At 70.0% G+C, this 17,076-nt stretch carries 15 protein-coding genes; 11 read left to right on the top strand and 4 right to left on the bottom strand.

Annotation, left to right across the window (positions count from 1 at the left end; all coding sequences use genetic code 11):
• Positions 1-6: 6 nt before the first annotated feature.
• Positions 7-3,348, bottom strand: a complete 3,342-nt coding sequence (locus MRAB57_RS25440) for a transglutaminase family protein (protein ID WP_077089811.1) — start codon at positions 3,346-3,348, stop codon at positions 7-9.
• A gap of 125 nt (positions 3,349-3,473) precedes the next feature.
• Entirely contained in the window at positions 3,474-4,367 is an 894-nt protein-coding gene (locus tag MRAB57_RS25435) for a hypothetical protein (protein ID WP_245836007.1), read from the bottom strand.
• A gap of 243 nt (positions 4,368-4,610) precedes the next feature.
• On the opposite strand from MRAB57_RS25435, the gene MRAB57_RS25430 reads away from it, so the two are divergent.
• Positions 4,611-5,957, top strand: a complete 1,347-nt coding sequence (locus tag MRAB57_RS25430; RefSeq protein WP_108638000.1) for a replication-associated recombination protein A — start codon at positions 4,611-4,613, stop codon at positions 5,955-5,957.
• A gap of 10 nt (positions 5,958-5,967) precedes the next feature.
• On the opposite strand, the gene MRAB57_RS25425 is transcribed toward MRAB57_RS25430, so the two are convergent.
• Entirely contained in the window at positions 5,968-6,591 is a 624-nt protein-coding gene (locus MRAB57_RS25425; protein ID WP_077089810.1) for a hypothetical protein, read from the bottom strand.
• A 204-nt stretch (positions 6,592-6,795) separates the two neighbouring features.
• On the opposite strand from MRAB57_RS25425, the gene MRAB57_RS25420 reads away from it, so the two are divergent.
• The 10 genes from MRAB57_RS25420 (at position 6,796) to aroQ (ending at position 16,368) form a co-directional block, all read left to right on the top strand.
• Entirely contained in the window at positions 6,796-7,185 is a 390-nt protein-coding gene (locus MRAB57_RS25420) for a secondary thiamine-phosphate synthase enzyme YjbQ (protein WP_173814057.1), read from the top strand.
• A 109-nt stretch (positions 7,186-7,294) separates the two neighbouring features.
• Positions 7,295-9,991, top strand: coding sequence for an alanine--tRNA ligase (gene alaS, locus MRAB57_RS25415; protein ID WP_077089808.1), 2,697 nt, complete (start codon positions 7,295-7,297; stop codon positions 9,989-9,991).
• Positions 9,992-10,516: a Holliday junction resolvase RuvX gene (ruvX, locus tag MRAB57_RS25410; RefSeq protein ID WP_077089807.1), complete on the top strand. Its 525-nt coding sequence runs from the start codon at positions 9,992-9,994 to the stop codon at positions 10,514-10,516. It begins immediately after the preceding gene.
• Entirely contained in the window at positions 10,509-11,756 is a 1,248-nt protein-coding gene (gene mltG / locus MRAB57_RS25405) for an endolytic transglycosylase MltG (protein WP_077089806.1), read from the top strand. Before ruvX ends, mltG begins: the two co-directional genes overlap by 8 nt.
• Positions 11,731-12,561: a shikimate dehydrogenase gene (locus tag MRAB57_RS25400; protein ID WP_077089805.1), complete on the top strand. Its 831-nt coding sequence runs from the start codon at positions 11,731-11,733 to the stop codon at positions 12,559-12,561. Before mltG ends, MRAB57_RS25400 begins: the two co-directional genes overlap by 26 nt.
• A gap of 10 nt (positions 12,562-12,571) precedes the next feature.
• Complete coding sequence (locus MRAB57_RS25395) at positions 12,572-12,997, top strand: prepilin peptidase (protein WP_077089804.1); 426 nt, start codon at positions 12,572-12,574, stop codon at positions 12,995-12,997.
• Positions 12,998-13,062: 65 nt separating this feature from the next.
• Positions 13,063-14,280 (top strand): chorismate synthase, encoded by a 1,218-nt coding sequence (aroC, locus tag MRAB57_RS25390; RefSeq protein ID WP_077090849.1) that lies wholly within the window; start codon positions 13,063-13,065, stop codon positions 14,278-14,280.
• Positions 14,277-14,843: a shikimate kinase gene (locus tag MRAB57_RS25385; RefSeq protein WP_083743528.1), complete on the top strand. Its 567-nt coding sequence runs from the start codon at positions 14,277-14,279 to the stop codon at positions 14,841-14,843. Before aroC ends, MRAB57_RS25385 begins: the two co-directional genes overlap by 4 nt.
• Entirely contained in the window at positions 14,840-15,925 is a 1,086-nt protein-coding gene (gene aroB, locus MRAB57_RS25380) for a 3-dehydroquinate synthase (protein WP_077089803.1), read from the top strand. Before MRAB57_RS25385 ends, aroB begins: the two co-directional genes overlap by 4 nt.
• On the top strand, positions 15,925-16,368 hold the full coding sequence (gene aroQ / locus MRAB57_RS25375) for a type II 3-dehydroquinate dehydratase (protein ID WP_077089802.1): 444 nt from the start codon (positions 15,925-15,927) through the stop codon (positions 16,366-16,368). Before aroB ends, aroQ begins: the two co-directional genes overlap by 1 nt.
• On the opposite strand, the gene MRAB57_RS25370 is transcribed toward aroQ, so the two are convergent.
• The gene (locus MRAB57_RS25370) at positions 16,365-17,051 is read right to left on the bottom strand and encodes a B-4DMT family transporter (RefSeq protein WP_173813968.1); all 687 of its coding nucleotides are present in this window, start codon (positions 17,049-17,051) and stop codon (positions 16,365-16,367) included. The two genes, aroQ and MRAB57_RS25370, sit on opposite strands and share 4 nt — an antisense overlap.
• Positions 17,052-17,076 lie beyond the last annotated feature (25 nt).

Genomic DNA, 17,076 nt, shown 5'->3' with positions numbered 1-17,076 from the left:
ACGCCATTACTGCTGCACGGTACGCACGCGCCGCAAGTCGAGAATGCCCGGCGCGCCGATGTCGGTGAATATCCGGGCCTGCTTCTCCCGGATGTCGGAGAGGTCGAGCTTGCCCGGTGTGAAGCCGGTGGCCTCGAATCGCCGTGCACGGCGCGATTCGGCCGCAACGGCGTTGACCGGCGGCTCGTCGTAGGCCATGCCGCCCGGATGCGCGACGTAGTACGTGCACCCGCCGCGCGAGGTTCCGCTGGTGAGGTCGATCAGCTCGATCCGCAGGGGCACGTCGGTGGTGATGCTCGGGTGCAGCGCGCTGGGCGGCTGCCAGGCCTTGTAGCGCACGCCACCCACGTGGATGTCGGGATTGTCGGTGGCCAGCAACGGCACCGGGTAGCCATTGACCGTCACCACGTAGCGGTGCCGGTCGGCGCCGATCAGCCGGATCTGGATGCGCTCCACCGACGAATCGACGTAGCGGGCGGTACCGGTCGCGGTGGATTCCTCGCCCAGGGTGCTCCACGGCTCGATGGCCCCGCGCAGCTCGATCTCCACACCGTCGAACACGGCGGTGCCGATGCGCGGGAAGCGGAATTCGGTGAACGGGTCCAGCCAGCTGGTCTCGAAGGCGATGCCGTGCCCGCGCAGGTCCGCGGCGACGTCCGCAATGTCGTGAATCAGGAAGTGCGGCAACAGGTATCGCCCGTGAAGATTGGCACCGTGCCGAATCAGCGGGGCGCGCAACGGAGCATCGCTGAACCACGCCACCAGGGAGCGCACCAGCAGTGACTGCACCATCGCCATCCGCAGGTGTGGCGGCATCTCGAAACCGCGCAGCTCCAGCAGTCCCAGCCGGCCCCGTGGGCTGTCGGGGCTGTAGAGCTTGTCGATGCAGAACTCGGCGCGATGGGTGTTGCCGGTGATGTCGGTGAGCAGATGCCGCAGCGCGCGGTCGGTCACCCAGGGTTTGGCATCCCCGGAAGACGAAGTCAGACGGGCGATTTCGGCGAAGGCGATCTCGAGCTCGTACAGCGCCTCGGCCCGGCCCTCGTCGACCCGCGGCGCCTGCGACGTGGTGCCGACGAATCGCCCGGCGAACAGGTAGGACAGCGACGGATGCCGTTGCCAGTAGGTCAGCAGCGAGACCAGCAGATCCGGCCGGCGCAGCAGCGGCGAGTCGGCCGGCGTCGCGCCGCCCAGCGTGATGTGGTTGCCGCCGCCGGTGCCACCGTGGGTGCCGTCGACATCGAACGACTCCGTCGCCAGGCGCGCCAGCCGGGCCTGTTCGTAGAGGGTTTCCAGCAGCTCGCGCTGCTCGGCGAAACTGGCAGTGGGCGCGATGTTGACCTCGATGACGCCGGGGTCGGGGGTGATCGTTGTCGAGCTCAGCCGCGGGTCCGGCGGCGGGCCGTAGCCCTCGATCACCACGGCACAGGCGGTTTTTGCCGCGGCGGCCTCCGTGCGGCCGATGAGATCGACGAAGTGCTCGAGCGCCTCGGTGGGCGGCAGGAAAACGTACAGCAGCCCGTTGCGCACCTCGGCGACCATCGCGGTGGGCGGGGCCGTCTCGTCGTCGTCGAGCACCGAGTCCGTGTCATCGGGCCGGGCGGGCAGGGCGCCGGTCACCGTCGTCGGGTCAACGTCGAATGACGGGCGCGGCGGTCGCCAGCTGACCGCTTTCAGTGGCAGCCGCAGGCCCGCCGGTGAATCGCCCTGGACCAACACGATGCGGCCGCGGCGCAGCCGCCAATTCGCGCTGGCCCAGCCCAGGTCGTCGTCGCGGCGGTGCAGCGGCAGCACGAATGCCGCCGGGGTGCTGGTGGATTCGTCGAGGCGGGCCAGCAGCGCGTCGCGACCGGCCGGGGTGTCGTGGCCGCTTTCGGGGCCCAGGTCGTCGCCTGGGTCCACAGGATTGCCTTGGGGAAGAAGGGCTTTGGCGGCCAGCCGCGACAGCGGGTCCTCGTAGGCCGGCCGCACTTGCGACGGCGGCAGGCCCAGGCTCTCGGCGATCCCGGCCAGCAATCTGTACGCGGCCTCGCCGTCGGTGGCCGGGCTCGCCGGTTCGCCGGACCATGGGTCGGCCAGCAGCGCGTCGTCGCTCCACAACGCCAGCCCGTCGGCGCGCCAGTAGAGCGCAATCTGCCAGCGCGGCAACGGCTCTCCGGGATACCACCTGCCTTGGCCGCGATGGACCAGGCCCCGCGGCGCCCACGCCGACTTCAGCCGGGCGGCCAGATCGGATGCCCGCTCGCGCTTGTGTGGCCCGTCGGCCGCGGTGGTCCATTCCTCGTCGACCTGGTTGTCCACCGATACGAATGTCGGCTCGCCGCCGACGGTGAGCCGGACGTCGCCGCCGCGCAACCGCTCGTCGACGCGGTCGCCGACCGCGCAGATCGTCCGCCACGCCTCGTCGGTGTAGGGGAGCGTGACCCGCGGGTCCTCGTGGATCCGCGTCACGGTGTTGGAGAACTCCAGGGTCGTGACGCAGACCCCGGTGCTGCCGCTGATGGGTGCCGCGCCCGCCGGGTGCGCGGTGGCGGCCAGGGGGATGTGTCCCTCGCCGGCGAACAGCCCCGACGTCGGATCCATCCCGATCCAGCCCGCGCCCGGGATGTACACCTCGGTCCACGCGTGCAGGTCGGTGAAGTCCGCCGCCGGCCCCGACGGCCCGTCGAGCGCTGTCACGTCGGAGGCCAGCTGCACCAGGTAGCCGGAGACGAACCGGGCGGCCAGACCGAACTGACGCAGGATCGACACCAGCAGCCACGCCGAATCGCGACACGAGCCGACGCCGGTGCGCAGCGTGAAATCCGGTGTTTGCACACCGGGTTCCATCCGGAGGCTGTAGGCGACGTCGGCGTTGACCGCGTGATTGAGCGTGACGAGGAAGTCGATGGTGCGCGTGCCGTCGGGTATCGAGAAATCGCGGACCCAGTCCAGGACGAGTTCCCCCGGTCCCGACCCCTCGATGGTCTCGTCGACCGGCCGCAGGTATCCCTTGAGGTCGTCGAAGAGCCCTTTCGGGTAGCTCCACCCCAACGTGCCGGGCCATCTCTCGGCCCAATCCTCGATGAAGAAGTCGAACGGGTTGATCACCTTGAGGTCGGCGATGAGTCCGACGGTGATCGTCAGTTCGCGCGTGGGGTTCGGAAACACAAGGCGGGCAAGGAAGTTGCCCAGCGCGTCCTGTTGCCAGTTGATGAAGTGCTCGGCCGGCTCGATGCGCAGGGAATAGGCGTCGATGGGCGTGCGCGAATGGGGCGCCGGGCGAAGCCGCACGACGTGCGGATGGACCTGCACCAGCCGGTCAAAGGTGTAGCTGGTGCGGTGCTCCAGCGCGACTTTGATGCTCATACAAGTTGATCTCATCACAAGCCGCAGCAGGTCGCAGCCCGCCGCCGTGCGACGGCGCCGGCGCAAGCCTCGCCGAACGCAAGACCGCGGGGCCCCGCCGTCAGGCGAAGCCCCGCGAGGCGACGTTATGCGAACTGCGGTCCCGGTGGTGGACCGGCCGGGGCGCCGGGCTGCTCGACGGGGACGACGTCGCCGCCCGAGAGCTTCCGGTAGGTGTAGGTCTGCAGCAGGATGGCCACCGGGAAGCCGACGAAAAGCCCTATCAGACAGGCGAGTTCGCCGACCAACATCGCCGCGTACTGCACCAGCCAGGACAGCAGGCTGCCGCCGACGTCCGACCGCGTCGTCGCGATGCTGCTCTTGATGGCGTCGATGGGCGACTGCGAGCGGTCGACCACGAAGTGGATGGCGAACATGGCAAGGAAGCCGAACATGATTCCCGGGATGATGCAGATCGCCGTCAGGACCACGGTGGCAACCGCCGTCAGCAGCGCGGTGAGGATGACCCCGACCAGATTGCGTGGCCGGAAGAACGTCGCGATGGTCACCGGCTTGCCGTCGGCGATGTCCAGCGTGCCGCTGACGATCGCGGCATGCAGGTAGATCAGGATCGCGAACACCACGATGTAGCCGATCACGATCGCGATGACGCCACCGGCGCCGATCGACACGTCGGTCTGCTCGCTACTGATGCCATAGCTGTCGACGACCGTGGTGGTCGAGGTGCTCGACAGGCTGCTGGCCAGGCCGATGATGACGCCGACGAGCACGCCGACCGCCACCAGGTAGCCGATGACCGGCACGACGAGGGCCGTGCTGTTCTGCATGAACTTGGCCCACGACCAGCTCACCGCCTCGCCGACGTTGAACTTGGACCTGGTGGGCTGCAGGCCGTATCCGGGCTGCGAGTGGATAGTTGGGCGGCGGCGGGCTTCCGGGCTGGCCGGGTGGCGGGCCGTATCCCGGCGGCGGCGCGGCGTGCCGGCCCGGCGCCTCGTAACCGGGCGGCGGCGGGTCATAGCTCGGCGGTGGCGGGTAGCCCGGAGGGTTCTGGTTCTCGCCCTGGGGATCGACGGGATTGCCGGGATGCTCTGGGGGCTGGCTCATGTCCGTCCTAATTTGCTGTCGGATTGACTCGATCGGCACGCGCTCGGAACTTGGCAAACCGGAACTTAGCAAATCCCGGGCCTGGGCGCGCGGATTGGTGGCTGCCGCCGGCGGATCGCGCAGCTGGGTGCGCCCTCGCTCGACGCGGGCGTGGTATGCCTGAAGTCGTGTCCGACGGCCTGTTCGACGTGCCCGGTGCACCGCAAACCGCCGGCGGCGATCTGGGCGTGTCGGCGGGTGCCCCGCTGGCGGTCCGGATGCGTCCGGCTTCGCTGGACGAGGTCGTCGGGCAGGACCACCTGCTGGGTCCCGGGTCGCCGCTGCGCCGGCTGGTCGAGGGGTCGGGTGCGGCGTCGGTCATCCTGTACGGGCCGCCCGGCACCGGGAAGACGACGCTGGCGTCCTTGATCTCGCAGGCCACCGGGCGTCGCTTCGAGGCGCTCTCGGCGCTGTCGGCGGGCGTCAAAGAGGTCCGCGCCGTCATCGATGTCGCGCGCCGGGCCGCCGCGCACGGCGAACAGACCGTGTTGTTCATCGACGAGGTGCACCGGTTCTCCAAGACCCAGCAGGACGCGCTGCTGTCGGCCGTCGAGAACCGGGTGGTGCTGCTCGTCGCCGCCACCACCGAGAACCCGTCGTTCTCGGTGGTGGCGCCGCTGCTGTCCCGGTCGTTGATCCTGCAGCTGCAGCCGCTGACCGCCGACGCCATTCGCACCGTCGTGAGCCGAGCGGTCGACGACCCGCGCGGCCTGGGCGGGCGGGTGGAGGTCACCGCCGAGGCGATCGAACTGATCGTTGCGCTCGCCGCGGGCGACGCCCGTCGCGCGCTGACCGCGCTCGAGGTGGCCGCCGAGGCGGGCGAGACCGTCACCGTCGAGACCATCGAGCAGTCCCTCGACAAGGCGGCGGTGCGCTACGACCGCGACGGCGACCAGCACTACGACGTCATCAGCGCCTTCATCAAGTCGGTGCGCGGCTCCGACGTCGACGCCGCGCTGCACTACCTGGCCCGCATGCTGGTCGCCGGGGAGGACCCGCGCTTCCTCGCGCGCCGGCTGATGATCCTCGCCAGCGAGGACATCGGGATGGCCGACCCGGTGGCGCTACAGGTCGCCGTCGCCGCGGCGCAGACGGTCGCACTCATCGGCATGCCCGAGGCGCAGCTCACGTTGGCGCACTGCACGATCTATCTGGCCACCGCGCCGAAGTCGAACGCCGTCACCACCGCGCTGGGCGCGGCGATGAACGACATCAAGGCGGGCAAGGCCGGCCTGGTGCCGGCCCATCTGCGCGACGGGCACTACTCCGGCGCCGCCGCCCTGGGCAATGCGCAGGGCTACAAGTATTCGCACGACCAGCCGGATGGTGTTGCGGCGCAACAATATCCGCCGGACGAGCTGGTCGGCGTCGACTACTATCAGCCCACCGGCCGCGGCTTCGAGCGCGACATCGTGGGCCGGCTGGACCGGCTGCGGGCCATCATCCGCCGCAATCGCGGCTAGCCGGCGAAAGTCAGACCAGCTCGGGCACCCTCAGCTGGGCGATCGACAGCTCGAACTCGGCCACGTCGACGATCTCGGCGCCCAGCTCGCGCGCCCGCCTGCTGCGCAGTTCGGTGGCGCGGTCGCGGTTCAGCGCCATCGCGTCCATGCTGTCGAACGTCGAGCACGACACCGCGCGGCGGCTTGCCGGGTGGTCGACCAGCAGGCTGGCGCTGCAGAACCCGTCGAGCTGCTCCATCTCCGCGAGCACCGACGCCCGATAGAACTCCAGCGACCGGTCGAGCAGATCCGGCACCACCTTGAGCCAGGTCGCCCGCACACAGGCTCCCTCGTGCGCCCGGTGGCGGCGGTGCAGCAGGGCGATGTTCCATTCCTCGACGCTCGCGCTGCCGTCGAACATCAACGCGACGTGGTCACGGATGATCGCCACTCTCTCGGCGCTCGAGCGCATCGACTTGATGGACTCCCAGGAGCTGGTGACGATGGCCCGGCCGGTTGGCCGGTCGACCATCAGCGACAGCCCGACATAGCCGTCGATCTCCTGCATGGCGGGTATGACGACATCGCGAACGTGGGCGATTCCGATGTCGACCGATAAGGGTTGACCCGCGACGGTGAAAGAACGTGCATACACGATGGACCCCTAACTTCAGCGGGGCAGCGCCCCCGGCGGCGCCACCGGTCCCACCGGTTACCTTCCTCCTAGCGACTACCGCTGGCAATGGCCTCTTCGGTGTCTGTCGGCGTGTCTTCCGCCTCGCCCCGGCTGTGGCTGCGCTCACAAACAATTGGTTGGTCGGCCGGGCTCGCCCGTAGGCTTGAGCGGATGCAGACCGATGTGCTGGAAGTCGACACCGCGAGTCGCCGCATCGTCGATCTCACCGATGCGGTGCGCAGGTTTTGCTTCTCCTTCGGCGACGGCCTGTGCAACGTCTTCGTCCCGCACGCGACGGCCGGGGTGGCCATCATCGAGACCGGTGCCGGCTCCGACGACGACCTGGTGGACACGCTGGAGCGGCTGTTGCCGCGCGACGAGCGGTATCGCCATTCGCACGGCTCCGAGGGCCACGGCGCCGACCACGTGCTGCCGGCGATCGTGGCGCCGTCGGTGACGGTGCCGGTGGCGTCCGGCGAGCCCCAGCTGGGCACCTGGCAAAGCATCGTGCTGGTCGATCTCAACCGGGACAACCCACGGCGTTCGGTGCGATTGAGCTTTCTGGGAGGCTAGCGGCCAGGCAACCGACCGCTGCCGGGCCGGTACTGTGTGCGGTCGGGATAAGTCGTTAGACGACCTCCCAAAAGCCCAGCGAATCAGGGAACAGGAAGAAGCGGAAAGAGTGCAGACACACGAGATCAGGAAGAGGTTCCTTGATCACTTCGTGAAGGCGGGACACACCGAGGTGCCGAGCGCATCGGTGATCCTCGACGACCCCAACCTCCTGTTCGTCAATGCCGGCATGGTGCAGTTCGTCCCGTTCTTTCTCGGCCAGCGCACCCCGCCGTATGCCACGGCCACCAGCATCCAGAAGTGCATCCGCACGCCGGATATCGACGAGGTGGGCATCACCACCCGGCACAACACCTTCTTCCAGATGGCGGGCAACTTCTCGTTCGGCGACTACTTCAAGCGCGAGGCCATCGCGCTGGCGTGGGACTTGCTGACCAACAGCGTCTCTGAGGGCGGATACGGCCTGAATCCCGAAAAGCTTTGGGCCACCGTCTATCTCGACGACGACGAGGCCGCGCAGCTGTGGCAGGAGATCGCCGGCCTGCCGGTCGAGCGAATCCAGCGCCGCGGCATGGCCGACAACTACTGGTCGATGGGCATCCCCGGCCCGTGCGGTCCGTCGTCGGAGATCTACTACGACCGCGGGCCGGAGTTCGGCGTCGAGGGCGGCCCCGTGGTCAACGAGGACCGCTACATCGAGATCTGGAACCTCGTGTTCATGCAGAACGAGCGCGGCGAGGGAACCGGCAAGGAAGACTTCGAAATACTGGGGCCGTTGCCGCGCAAGAACATCGACACCGGCATGGGCGTGGAACGGGTCGCATTCATCCTGCAGGGCGTGCACAACGTGTACGAGACCGACCTGCTGCGACCGGTCATCGACGTGGTGGCAGCCCGCGCGCCGCGCGGCTACGACACCGGCAATCACGCCGACGACGTGCGCTACCGCGTCATCGCCGACCACAGCCGCACCGCGGCGATCCTGATCGGCGACGGCGTCAGCCCGGGCAACGATGGCCGCGGCTACGTGCTGCGCCGGCTGCTGCGCCGGGTGATCCGCTCGGCCAAGCTGCTGGGCATCGAGGAGCCCATCGTCGGCGACCTGATGACCACCGTGCGCGACGCGATGGGGCCGTCGTATCCCGAGCTGGTCAACGACTTCGACCGGATCCGGCGCATCGCGGTCGCCGAGGAGACCGCGTTCAACCGCACGCTGGCGTCCGGCTCGAAGCTGTTCGACGAGGTGGCCGATGCGACGAAGGCGTCCGGCGCCAAGGCGGTGTCCGGGCCGGACGCGTTCACGCTGCACGACACCTACGGGTTCCCGATCGAGCTCACACTGGAAATGGCCGGCGAGGCCGGCCTGACGGTCGACGAGGCGGGCTTCCGCGAATTGATGGCCGAACAGCGCAGCCGCGCCAAGGCCGACGCCGCCGCGCGCAAGCACGCGCACGCCGACCTGACCGCCTACCGCGAGCTGGTCGACGCGGGCCCGACCGAATTCACCGGCTTCGACGAGTTGACCTCCGAGGCAAGGATTCTGGGCATCTTCGTGGACGGCAGGCGGGTCCCGGTGGTCTCGCACGCCGAGGGCGTCGGCGCCGATCGCGTGGAACTGGTGCTGGACCGTACGCCGCTGTACGCCGAGTCGGGCGGGCAGATCGCCGACGTCGGGACCATCAGCGGGACCGGCGCCGGCGAAAGCGCGCGGGCCGCGGTCACCGATGTGCAGAAGATCGCCAAAACCCTTTGGGTGCACCGGGTTAGCGTCGAGTCCGGCGAATTCGTGGAGGGCGACTCCGTGGTCGCGGCGGTGGACGCGGGCTGGCGCAAGGGCGCCACGCAGGGGCACTCCGGCACGCACATGGTGCACGCGGCGCTGCGACAAGTGCTGGGGCCCAACGCCGTACAGGCCGGCTCGCTGAACCGCCCGGGTTACCTGCGCTTCGACTTCAACTGGCAGGGGCCGCTGAGCGAAGATCAGCGCACCCAGATCGAAGAGGTGACCAACGAGGCGGTGCAGGCCGACTTCGAGGTGCACACCTTCAACGAGAAGCTGGAAAAGGCCAAGGCGATGGGGGCGATGGCGCTGTTCGGCGAGGCCTACCCCGACGAGGTCCGGGTGGTGGAGATCGGTGGGCCGTTCTCGTTGGAGCTCTGCGGCGGAACCCACGTGCACAACTCCGCGCAGATCGGCCCGGTGACCGTCCTGGGCGAATCCTCGATCGGCTCCGGCGTGCGCCGGGTCGAGGCCTACGTCGGCCTGGACTCGTTCCGGCACCTGGCCAAGGAGCGGGCGCTGATGGCCGGGCTCGCGTCGTCGCTGAAGGTGCCGTCCGACGAGGTGCCGGCCCGGGTGGCCAATCTCGTCGAGCGGCTGAAGGCGGCGGAGAAGGAACTGGAACGTTCGCGGCAGGCCGGCGCGCGGGCCGCGGCGGCCAATGCGGCCACCGGCGCCGAGCGCATCGGTAACGTCCGAGTGGTGGCGCAGCGGATGTCGGGCGGAACGACGGCGGCCGACCTGCGCTCGCTGGTCGGCGACATTCGCGGCAAGTTGGGCAGCGACCCGGCGGTGGTCGCGCTGATCGCCGAGGGGGAGGGCGACACCGTCCCCTATGCGGTCGCCGCCAACCCGGCCGCCCAAGATCTCGGTCTGCGCGCCAATGACCTGGTCAAACAGCTCGCGCAGGCGGTCGACGGCCGCGGCGGCGGCAAGCCCGACCTGGCGCAAGGCTCAGGAAAGAATCCGACCGGCATCGACGCGGCGCTTGAGGCGGTACGCGCGGAGATAGCGCGGGTCGGTTGAGTGGTCCCCGCCCAGCACCGCGTGCCCGACCGGCCCGGCGATCCTGACCAGGACCCCGGGCGGGGCCGGCGGCTCGGCGTCGATGTGGGCAGCGTGCGCATCGGCGTCGCCGTCAGCGACCCCGACGGCATCCTGGCCACTCCCGTGGAAACGGTGCGCCGCGAGCGCTCCGGCAAGCACGTGCGGCGGCTGGCGCAGCTCACCGCCGAGCTGGAGGCCGTCGAGGTGATCGTCGGGTTGCCCCGGACCCTGGCCGACCGCACCGGACCGTCCGCGCTCGACGCGATCGAACTGGCCGAGTCGCTGGGGCAGCGGATCGCGCCCACACCGGTTCGGCTCGCCGACGAGCGGCTGACTACTGTTAGCGCGCAACGTTCGCTGCGCGCGGCCGGGGTGCGGGCCAAGGAGCAGCGAGCGGTGATCGATCAGGCGGCAGCGGTGGCAATCCTGCAGAGCTGGCTTGATCAACGCCGGGCCAACGGGCCCGAATCAGCTTGGGCGGCAGGGGATATCACCGATGGTTGACAGCGTACGGCCGGAACGGGCCGAGCCCGCTGCCGTCGGGCCGCCGCGGGAGCGGATGAGCCGGATACAGCGGATCAGGGCCGAACGCGGACGCAAGCGGCGCCGGTTCACCGGGCGCATCATCCTTGCCGTGCTGGTCGTGGTCCTGGTCGTGGGCGCGTTCGTCGGCACCAAGCTGTGGCACTCGGTGTTCAGCTCCGGCGACGACTACAGCGGTGATGGCAAGCAAGACATCGTCATCCAGATCCAGGCCGGCGACTCGACCACCAATATCGGTGAGACGTTGCACAACCAGGGCGTGGTCGCCACCGTCCGGGCGTTCGTCAACGCCGCGCACGGCAACTCCAAGATCACCTCGATCCAGCCGGGCTACTACCGGATGCGCACCGAGATTCCGGCGGCCAACGCGGTGGAGCGGTTGGCCGATCCGAACAGCCGGGTCGGGCGGCTGGTCATCCCCGAGGGGCGCCAGCTGGACGACACCACCGACATGAAGACCAACGTGGTGACGCCGGGCATCCTGACCCTGATCTCCCGCTCGACCTGTGTGGACCTGGACGGCACCAAGCACTGCGTCTCGGTCGATGACCTCAAGGCAGCGGCGGGCAACAGCAGCCCGTTGTCGTTGTCGGTGCCGCCCTGGGCGACACAGCCCGTTGCCGAGCTGGGCACCGACCACCGCCGGATCGAGGGCCTGATCGCGCCGGGAACGTTCAACGTCAGTCCGTCGAGCACGCCGCAGGACATCTTGTCGGGCCTGATCGGCGCCGGGGCAGAGGTGTACACGCACTCCGGGCTGATGGATACCGCGCAGTCCATGAAGCTGTCGCCGTACGACATCCTCGTGGTGGCCTCGCTGGTGCAGCAGGAATCGAACTCGCAGGACTTCGCGAAGGTGGCACAGGTCATCTACAACCGGCTCAACGCGCACCACACACTCGAGTTCGACTCGACCGTGAACTACCCGCTGGACCGCCGCGAGGTGGCCACCAGCGACGCCGACCGGGCCCAGAAGACGCCGTGGAACACCTACGTCTCCCAGGGCCTGCCCGCGACGGCGATCTGCTCGCCCGGCGTCGACGCGCTACGCGCGGCCGAGCATCCCGAACCCGGTGACTGGCTGTACTTCGTCACCATCGACGCCCAGGGCACCACGCTGTTCACCAAGGACTACAAGCAGCACCTCGCCAATATCGAGCTGGCTAAGCACAACGGTGTCCTCGACAGCACGCCCCGCTAGCGCGGGCGGGAGGAAGGCGGCCGTCCTCGGCTCGCCGATCGCGCACTCGAAGTCGCCGCAGCTGCATCTGGCGGCCTACCGGGCGCTGGGCCTGGACGACTGGACCTACGATCGCATCGAATGCGGCGCCGACGAATTGCCCGGCCTGGTCGGCGGATTCGGCCCCGAGTGGGTGGGCGTGTCGGTGACCGCGCCGGGCAAATTCGCCGCCCTGCGGTTCGCCGACGAGCGCACCGAGCGCGCCGAGCGGGTGGGATCGGCCAACACGCTGGTGCGCACGCCACGCGGCTGGCGGGCCGACAACACCGACATCGACGGCGTCGCCGGCGCCATCGGGTCGGCCTCGGGACAGGCGCTGGTCTGTGGATCGGGCGGCACCGCGCCGGCGGCCGTCGTCGGCCTGGCCCAACTGGGCGTCGCCGGCATCACGGTCGTGGCCCGCAACCGGGACAAGGCGGCCCGGCTGGTCGACCTGGGCGGTCGCGTCGGGGTGCCGACCCGGTTCTGCGCGCTGGACAGCGACGAGCTGGCCGGCGCGGTGGCGGCCGCGGAAGTGCTGGTCAGCACCATTCCCGCCGACGTGGCCGGCGGCTACGCCGCGACGTTCGCCCCGATCCCGGTGCTGCTGGACGCCGTCTACGACCCCTGGCCGACGCCGCTGGCCGGCGCGGTGGCTGCCGCGGGCGGCCGGGTGATCAACGGTGTGCAGATGCTGCTGCACCAGGCGTTCGCGCAGGTGGAGCAGTTCACCGGGCTGTCCGCCCCGCGCGAGGCGATGACTTGCGCCTTGGAGGCCGCGGGCTAGCGTCCCGCGCATGCGGATCGCGGCGGCCGGCGTGGTGCTGGCCTGGCTGATCGCCCTGAGCTGCTACGACGTCGCCGAGCGCCGGCTGCCGAACCTGCTGACACTGCCCGGGGCGGCCGTGATCCTGCTGACCGCCTGGTGTGCCGGGCGCGGGTGGCCCGCGGTGGCCGGGGCGGCCGCGCTGGCCGGGCTGTATCTGCTGGTGCACCTGGCGGCGCCGGCCGGCATGGGGGCCGGCGACGTCAAGCTGGCGATCGGCCTGGGCGCGCTGGCCGGCTGCTTCGGCGTCGCGGTGTGGTTTGCCGCGGCGCTGGCCGCGCCGCTGCTGACCGCGTTGCTGGGTCTGTCGCGGGGCGCCGCCTCGCTGCCGCACGGTCCGTCGATGTGCCTGGCGACCGCGGGCGCTCTGGCGTTGGCCTGGCTGCCCCTGCTGTAACCGCGCTTCGACGCGGAGCCGCGCGGATTTAAGTCCATGCATGTCGTCATGGGAGAATGGGACCCGTGTTGCGCTGGACTACTGCCGGGGAATCGCACGGGCGTGCGCTGGTGGCCATGGTTGAAGGCATGGTCGCCGGCGTCGAAGTCACGTCCACCGAAATAGGCGATCAGCTTGCCCGACGCCGGCTCGGCTACGGCCGCGGCGCCCGGATGTCGTTCGAACGCGACGCCGTGACGGTGCTGGCCGGCGTACGCCACGGCAGCACCCTGGGCGGGCCGATCGCCATCGAGATCGGCAACACCGAGTGGCCGAAATGGGAAACCGTGATGGCCGCCGACCCCGTCGACCCCGCCGAACTGGCCGAGACCGCGCGCAACGCGCCGCTCACCCGGCCGCGGCCCGGCCACGCCGACTACGCGGGCATGCTCAAGTACGGCTTCGACGACGCCCGGCCGGTGCTGGAGCGGGCGAGCGCCCGCGAGACCGCAGCCCGCGTCGCCGCCGGGACCGTCGCCCGGTCATTCCTGCGTCAGGCGCTCGGCGTCGAGGTGCTGTCCCACGTCATCTCGATCGGCCCGTCGGCGCCGTACGACGGCCCGCCGCCGCGGCCCGAGGACCTGGCCGCCATCGACGCCAGCCCGGTGCGGGCCTTCGACAAGGCGGCCGAAGAGGCGATGATCACCGAGATCGAAGCCGCCAAGAAGGACGGCGACACCCTGGGCGGCGTGGTCGAGGTCGTCGCGCTGGGCTTGCCCATCGGGCTGGGGTCATTCACCAGCGGCGACAACCGCCTCGACAGCCAGCTCGCCGCCGCCGTCATGGGCATCCAGGCGATCAAGGGCGTCGAGATCGGCGACGGCTTCGAGACCGCGCGCCGCCGCGGCAGCCAGGCGCACGACGAGATGTACCCAGGGCCGGACGGCGTGGTGCGCTCGACCAACCGCGCGGGCGGCCTCGAGGGCGGCATGACCAACGGGCAGGCGCTGCGGGTGCGCGCCGCGATGAAGCCGATCTCCACCGTGCCGCGCTCTCTGGCCACCGTCGACATGGCAACCGGCGACGAGGCCGTCGCGATTCACCAGCGCTCGGACGTGTGCGCGGTGCCCGCGGCGGGGGTCGTGGTCGAGACCATGGTGGCGCTGGTGCTGGCGCGCGCGGTGCTGCAGAAGTTCGGCGGCGATTCGCTGGCCGAGACCCGCCGCAACATCGAGTCGTACCAGCGCGCCGTCGCCGACCGGGAATCGCCGGCCGCGCGGGCTCGAGTGGGCCAGGGATCATGACGCCCCGCGCCGTGCTGGTCGGATTGCCCGGCTCGGGCAAGTCCACGATCGGGCGGCGGCTGGCCAAGGCCCTCGGTGTCGACATGCTCGACACCGACGCGGCGATCGAGGAGCAGACCGGCCGCACCATCGCCGACATCTTCGCGACCGACGGCGAGCAGGAATTCCGCCGCATCGAGGAACAGGTCGTGCGTGCCGCGCTGACCGATCACGACGGCGTGCTGTCGCTCGGCGGCGGCGCGATCACCAGCCCGGGGGTGTGCGACGCGCTGGCCGGGCACCACGTCGTCTACCTGGAGATCGGCGCCCGGGAGGGCGTGCGGCGCACCGGCGGAAACTCGTTGCGGCCCTTGCTCGCCGGGCCCGACCGCGCCGACAAATACCGGGCCCTGATGAACGCGCGGGTCCCGTTGTACCGCAGCGTGTCGACGCTGCGGGTCGACACCAACCGCCGCAACCCCGGGGCGGTGGTCCGCTACATCGTGTCGCGGCTGCAGGGCCTCGAGAAAAAACACCGGCCGGTGACACCCGGCGCCGCCAACGCCAGCAAGGCCACCACATGACCGAAACGACCGAACCCGTCACCGTGCAGGTGGCCGTCGATCCGCCGTACCCGGTGGTGATCGGCACCGGATTGCTGGGCGAGCTCGACCAATTGCTGGCCGGCCGGCATCGGGTCGCGATTCTGCATCAACCGGTGCTGACCCAGACGGCCGAGGCGATCCGCAGCCACCTGGCCCACCAGGACATCGACGCGCACCGCATCGAGATCCCCGACGCCGAGGCAGGCAAGGACCTGCCGGTCGTGGGCTTCATCTGGGAAGTGTTGGGCCGCATAGGAATTGACCGCAAGGACGCTCTGGTCAGCCTCGGCGGTGGGGCGGCCACCGACGTCGCCGGTTTCGCGGCGGCCACCTGGCTGCGCGGCGTCTCGATCGTGCACGTGCCGACCACGCTGCTGGGCATGGTCGACGCGGCCGTCGGCGGCAAGACCGGGATCAACACCGACGCGGGCAAGAATCTGGTCGGCGCGTTTCACCAGCCGCTGGCCGTGCTGGTCGACCTGGCGACACTGGAGACGTTGCCGCGCAACGAACTTGTCGCCGGAATGGCCGAAATCGTCAAGGCCGGTTTCATCGCCGACCCGGTGATCCTCGACCTCATCGAGGCCGACCCGCAGGCCGCGACCGACCCGGCCGGCGACGTGCTGCCGGAGCTGATCCGCCGGGCCATCGCGGTCAAAGCGGAGGTCGTCGCCGCCGACGAGAAGGAATCCGAGCTGCGCGAAATCCTGAACTACGGCCACACTTTGGCGCACGCGATCGAGCGTCGGGAGCGCTATCAATGGCGGCACGGCGCCGCGGTGTCGGTGGGCCTGGTGTTCGCCGCCGAGCTGGCCCGGCTCACCGGCCGGCTGGACGACGCCACCGCCGAGCGGCACCGCACCATCCTGGCTTCGCTGGGGCTGCCGGTGAGCTACGACGCCGACGCGCTGCCGCAATTGCTCGAATACATGGCCTCGGACAAGAAAACCCGGTCCGGTGTGCTCCGGTTCGTGGTGCTCGACGGCCTGGCCAAGCCGGGTCGCCTGGTGGGGCCGGACCCCGGGCTGCTGGTGACCGCCTACGCGGGACTGAGCGCCTGATGAGAATCGTCAACGTCCTCAACGGCCCGAACCTGGGCCGACTGGGCCGCCGCGAACCCGAGGTCTACGGGGATACCACCCACGACCAGCTGACCGCGATCATCGAGGGTGAGGCCGCCGAGCTCGGGCTCAAAGCCGTTGTCCGGCAAAGCGATAGCGAGGCCGAATTGCTGGACTGGATTCACCTGGCCGCCGACGCGGGCGAGCCGGTGATCCTGAACGCCGGCGGCCTGACCCACACATCGGTGCCGTTGCGCGATGCCTGCGCCGAGCTGCGCGCACCGCTGATCGAGGTGCACATCTCCAATGTGCATGCGCGCGAAGAGTTTCGGCGCCACTCCTACCTCAGCCCCGTCGCGACCGGCGTGATCGTCGGACTGGGCGTCCAGGGTTACCTGCTGGCGCTGCGCTACCTGGCAGCGCAGCCCGCGGCGGAGGGCTAGTCCTTCTTCTCCGACTCCGGCTTGACCGTCGGGATCACCTCGGTCTTCGGATCTTCGGCCGTGGGAATCGTCTCGGTGGGGGCGTCGCGTTCGGCCGTCTTGATCGTCTCGGTGGGCGCGTCGCGTTCCGCCGTGGCCACCGCCGACGTCTGCGCCTCCGGCTGGGCGGCCTCGGCCCCGGTTGCGGCCTCGTCGGCACGCACCGCGGAGAACACGTCGGTGTCCGCCCGGTCCGCGTCGGCCCCGCCCTCGGTGACCGGCGGGGGATTGCGGTCGACTCGCCAGCGGCCCACGGCCACCCCGATGATCCCGGGCAGGAACACACACAGCGCGGTGAACGCCGCGAACGTCGTCACCTCGTTGATCAGGCCACCCGTGTACAGGCCGGTGTAGAACAGCGAAATCAGCCACGACACGAGGCCGCTGAGGATTCCCGCCGCCAGCCCGGCCAGCAGCCACGTCATCGCCAGATCCGCGCGACGATCCGGATCCCGGTTCGCCCGGGCATCGGCCCGACCGTCCAGCACCCCCCATACGACGACGCCGGCGATGAAGAGCAGAAGCAGCACAATGCTGATCAACCCCGCCTGCGTCTGCCATGCGTTAATCAACGCGCCTTGAAACAACCGGACGACCACCATGGCTGCCGCGAACACCAGTCCGCGCAGCATCCAGCTACTCATGACCGTTCAGCGTAGCTGTACCGTC

Source organism: Mycobacterium rhizamassiliense (assembly GCF_900157375.1).
In the GTDB taxonomy this organism is placed as follows: Bacteria; Actinomycetota; Actinomycetes; order Mycobacteriales; family Mycobacteriaceae; genus Mycobacterium; species Mycobacterium rhizamassiliense.
The sequence above is the reverse complement of the archived record's forward strand: the minus strand, read 5'-3'. Positions and strand labels throughout refer to the sequence as shown.

Bases quoted from the DNA above. Each gene is read 5' to 3' on its own strand.
- MRAB57_RS25440 (WP_077089811.1), bottom strand. From the start codon at position 3,348: ATGAGCATCAAAGTCGCGCTGGAGCACCGCACCAGCTACACCTTTGAC.
- MRAB57_RS25435 (WP_245836007.1), bottom strand. From the start codon at position 4,367: ATGACCCGCCGCCGCCCGGTTACGAGGCGCCGGGCCGGCACGCCGCGC.
- MRAB57_RS25430 (WP_108638000.1), top strand. From the start codon at position 4,611: ATGCCTGAAGTCGTGTCCGACGGCCTGTTCGACGTGCCCGGTGCACCG.
- mltG (WP_077089806.1), top strand. From the start codon at position 10,509: ATGGTTGACAGCGTACGGCCGGAACGGGCCGAGCCCGCTGCCGTCGGG.
- MRAB57_RS25395 (WP_077089804.1), top strand. From the start codon at position 12,572: ATGCGGATCGCGGCGGCCGGCGTGGTGCTGGCCTGGCTGATCGCCCTG.
- MRAB57_RS25385 (WP_083743528.1), top strand. From the start codon at position 14,277: ATGACGCCCCGCGCCGTGCTGGTCGGATTGCCCGGCTCGGGCAAGTCC.
- aroB (WP_077089803.1), top strand. From the start codon at position 14,840: ATGACCGAAACGACCGAACCCGTCACCGTGCAGGTGGCCGTCGATCCG.
- aroQ (WP_077089802.1), top strand. From the start codon at position 15,925: ATGAGAATCGTCAACGTCCTCAACGGCCCGAACCTGGGCCGACTGGGC.
- MRAB57_RS25370 (WP_173813968.1), bottom strand. From the start codon at position 17,051: ATGAGTAGCTGGATGCTGCGCGGACTGGTGTTCGCGGCAGCCATGGTG.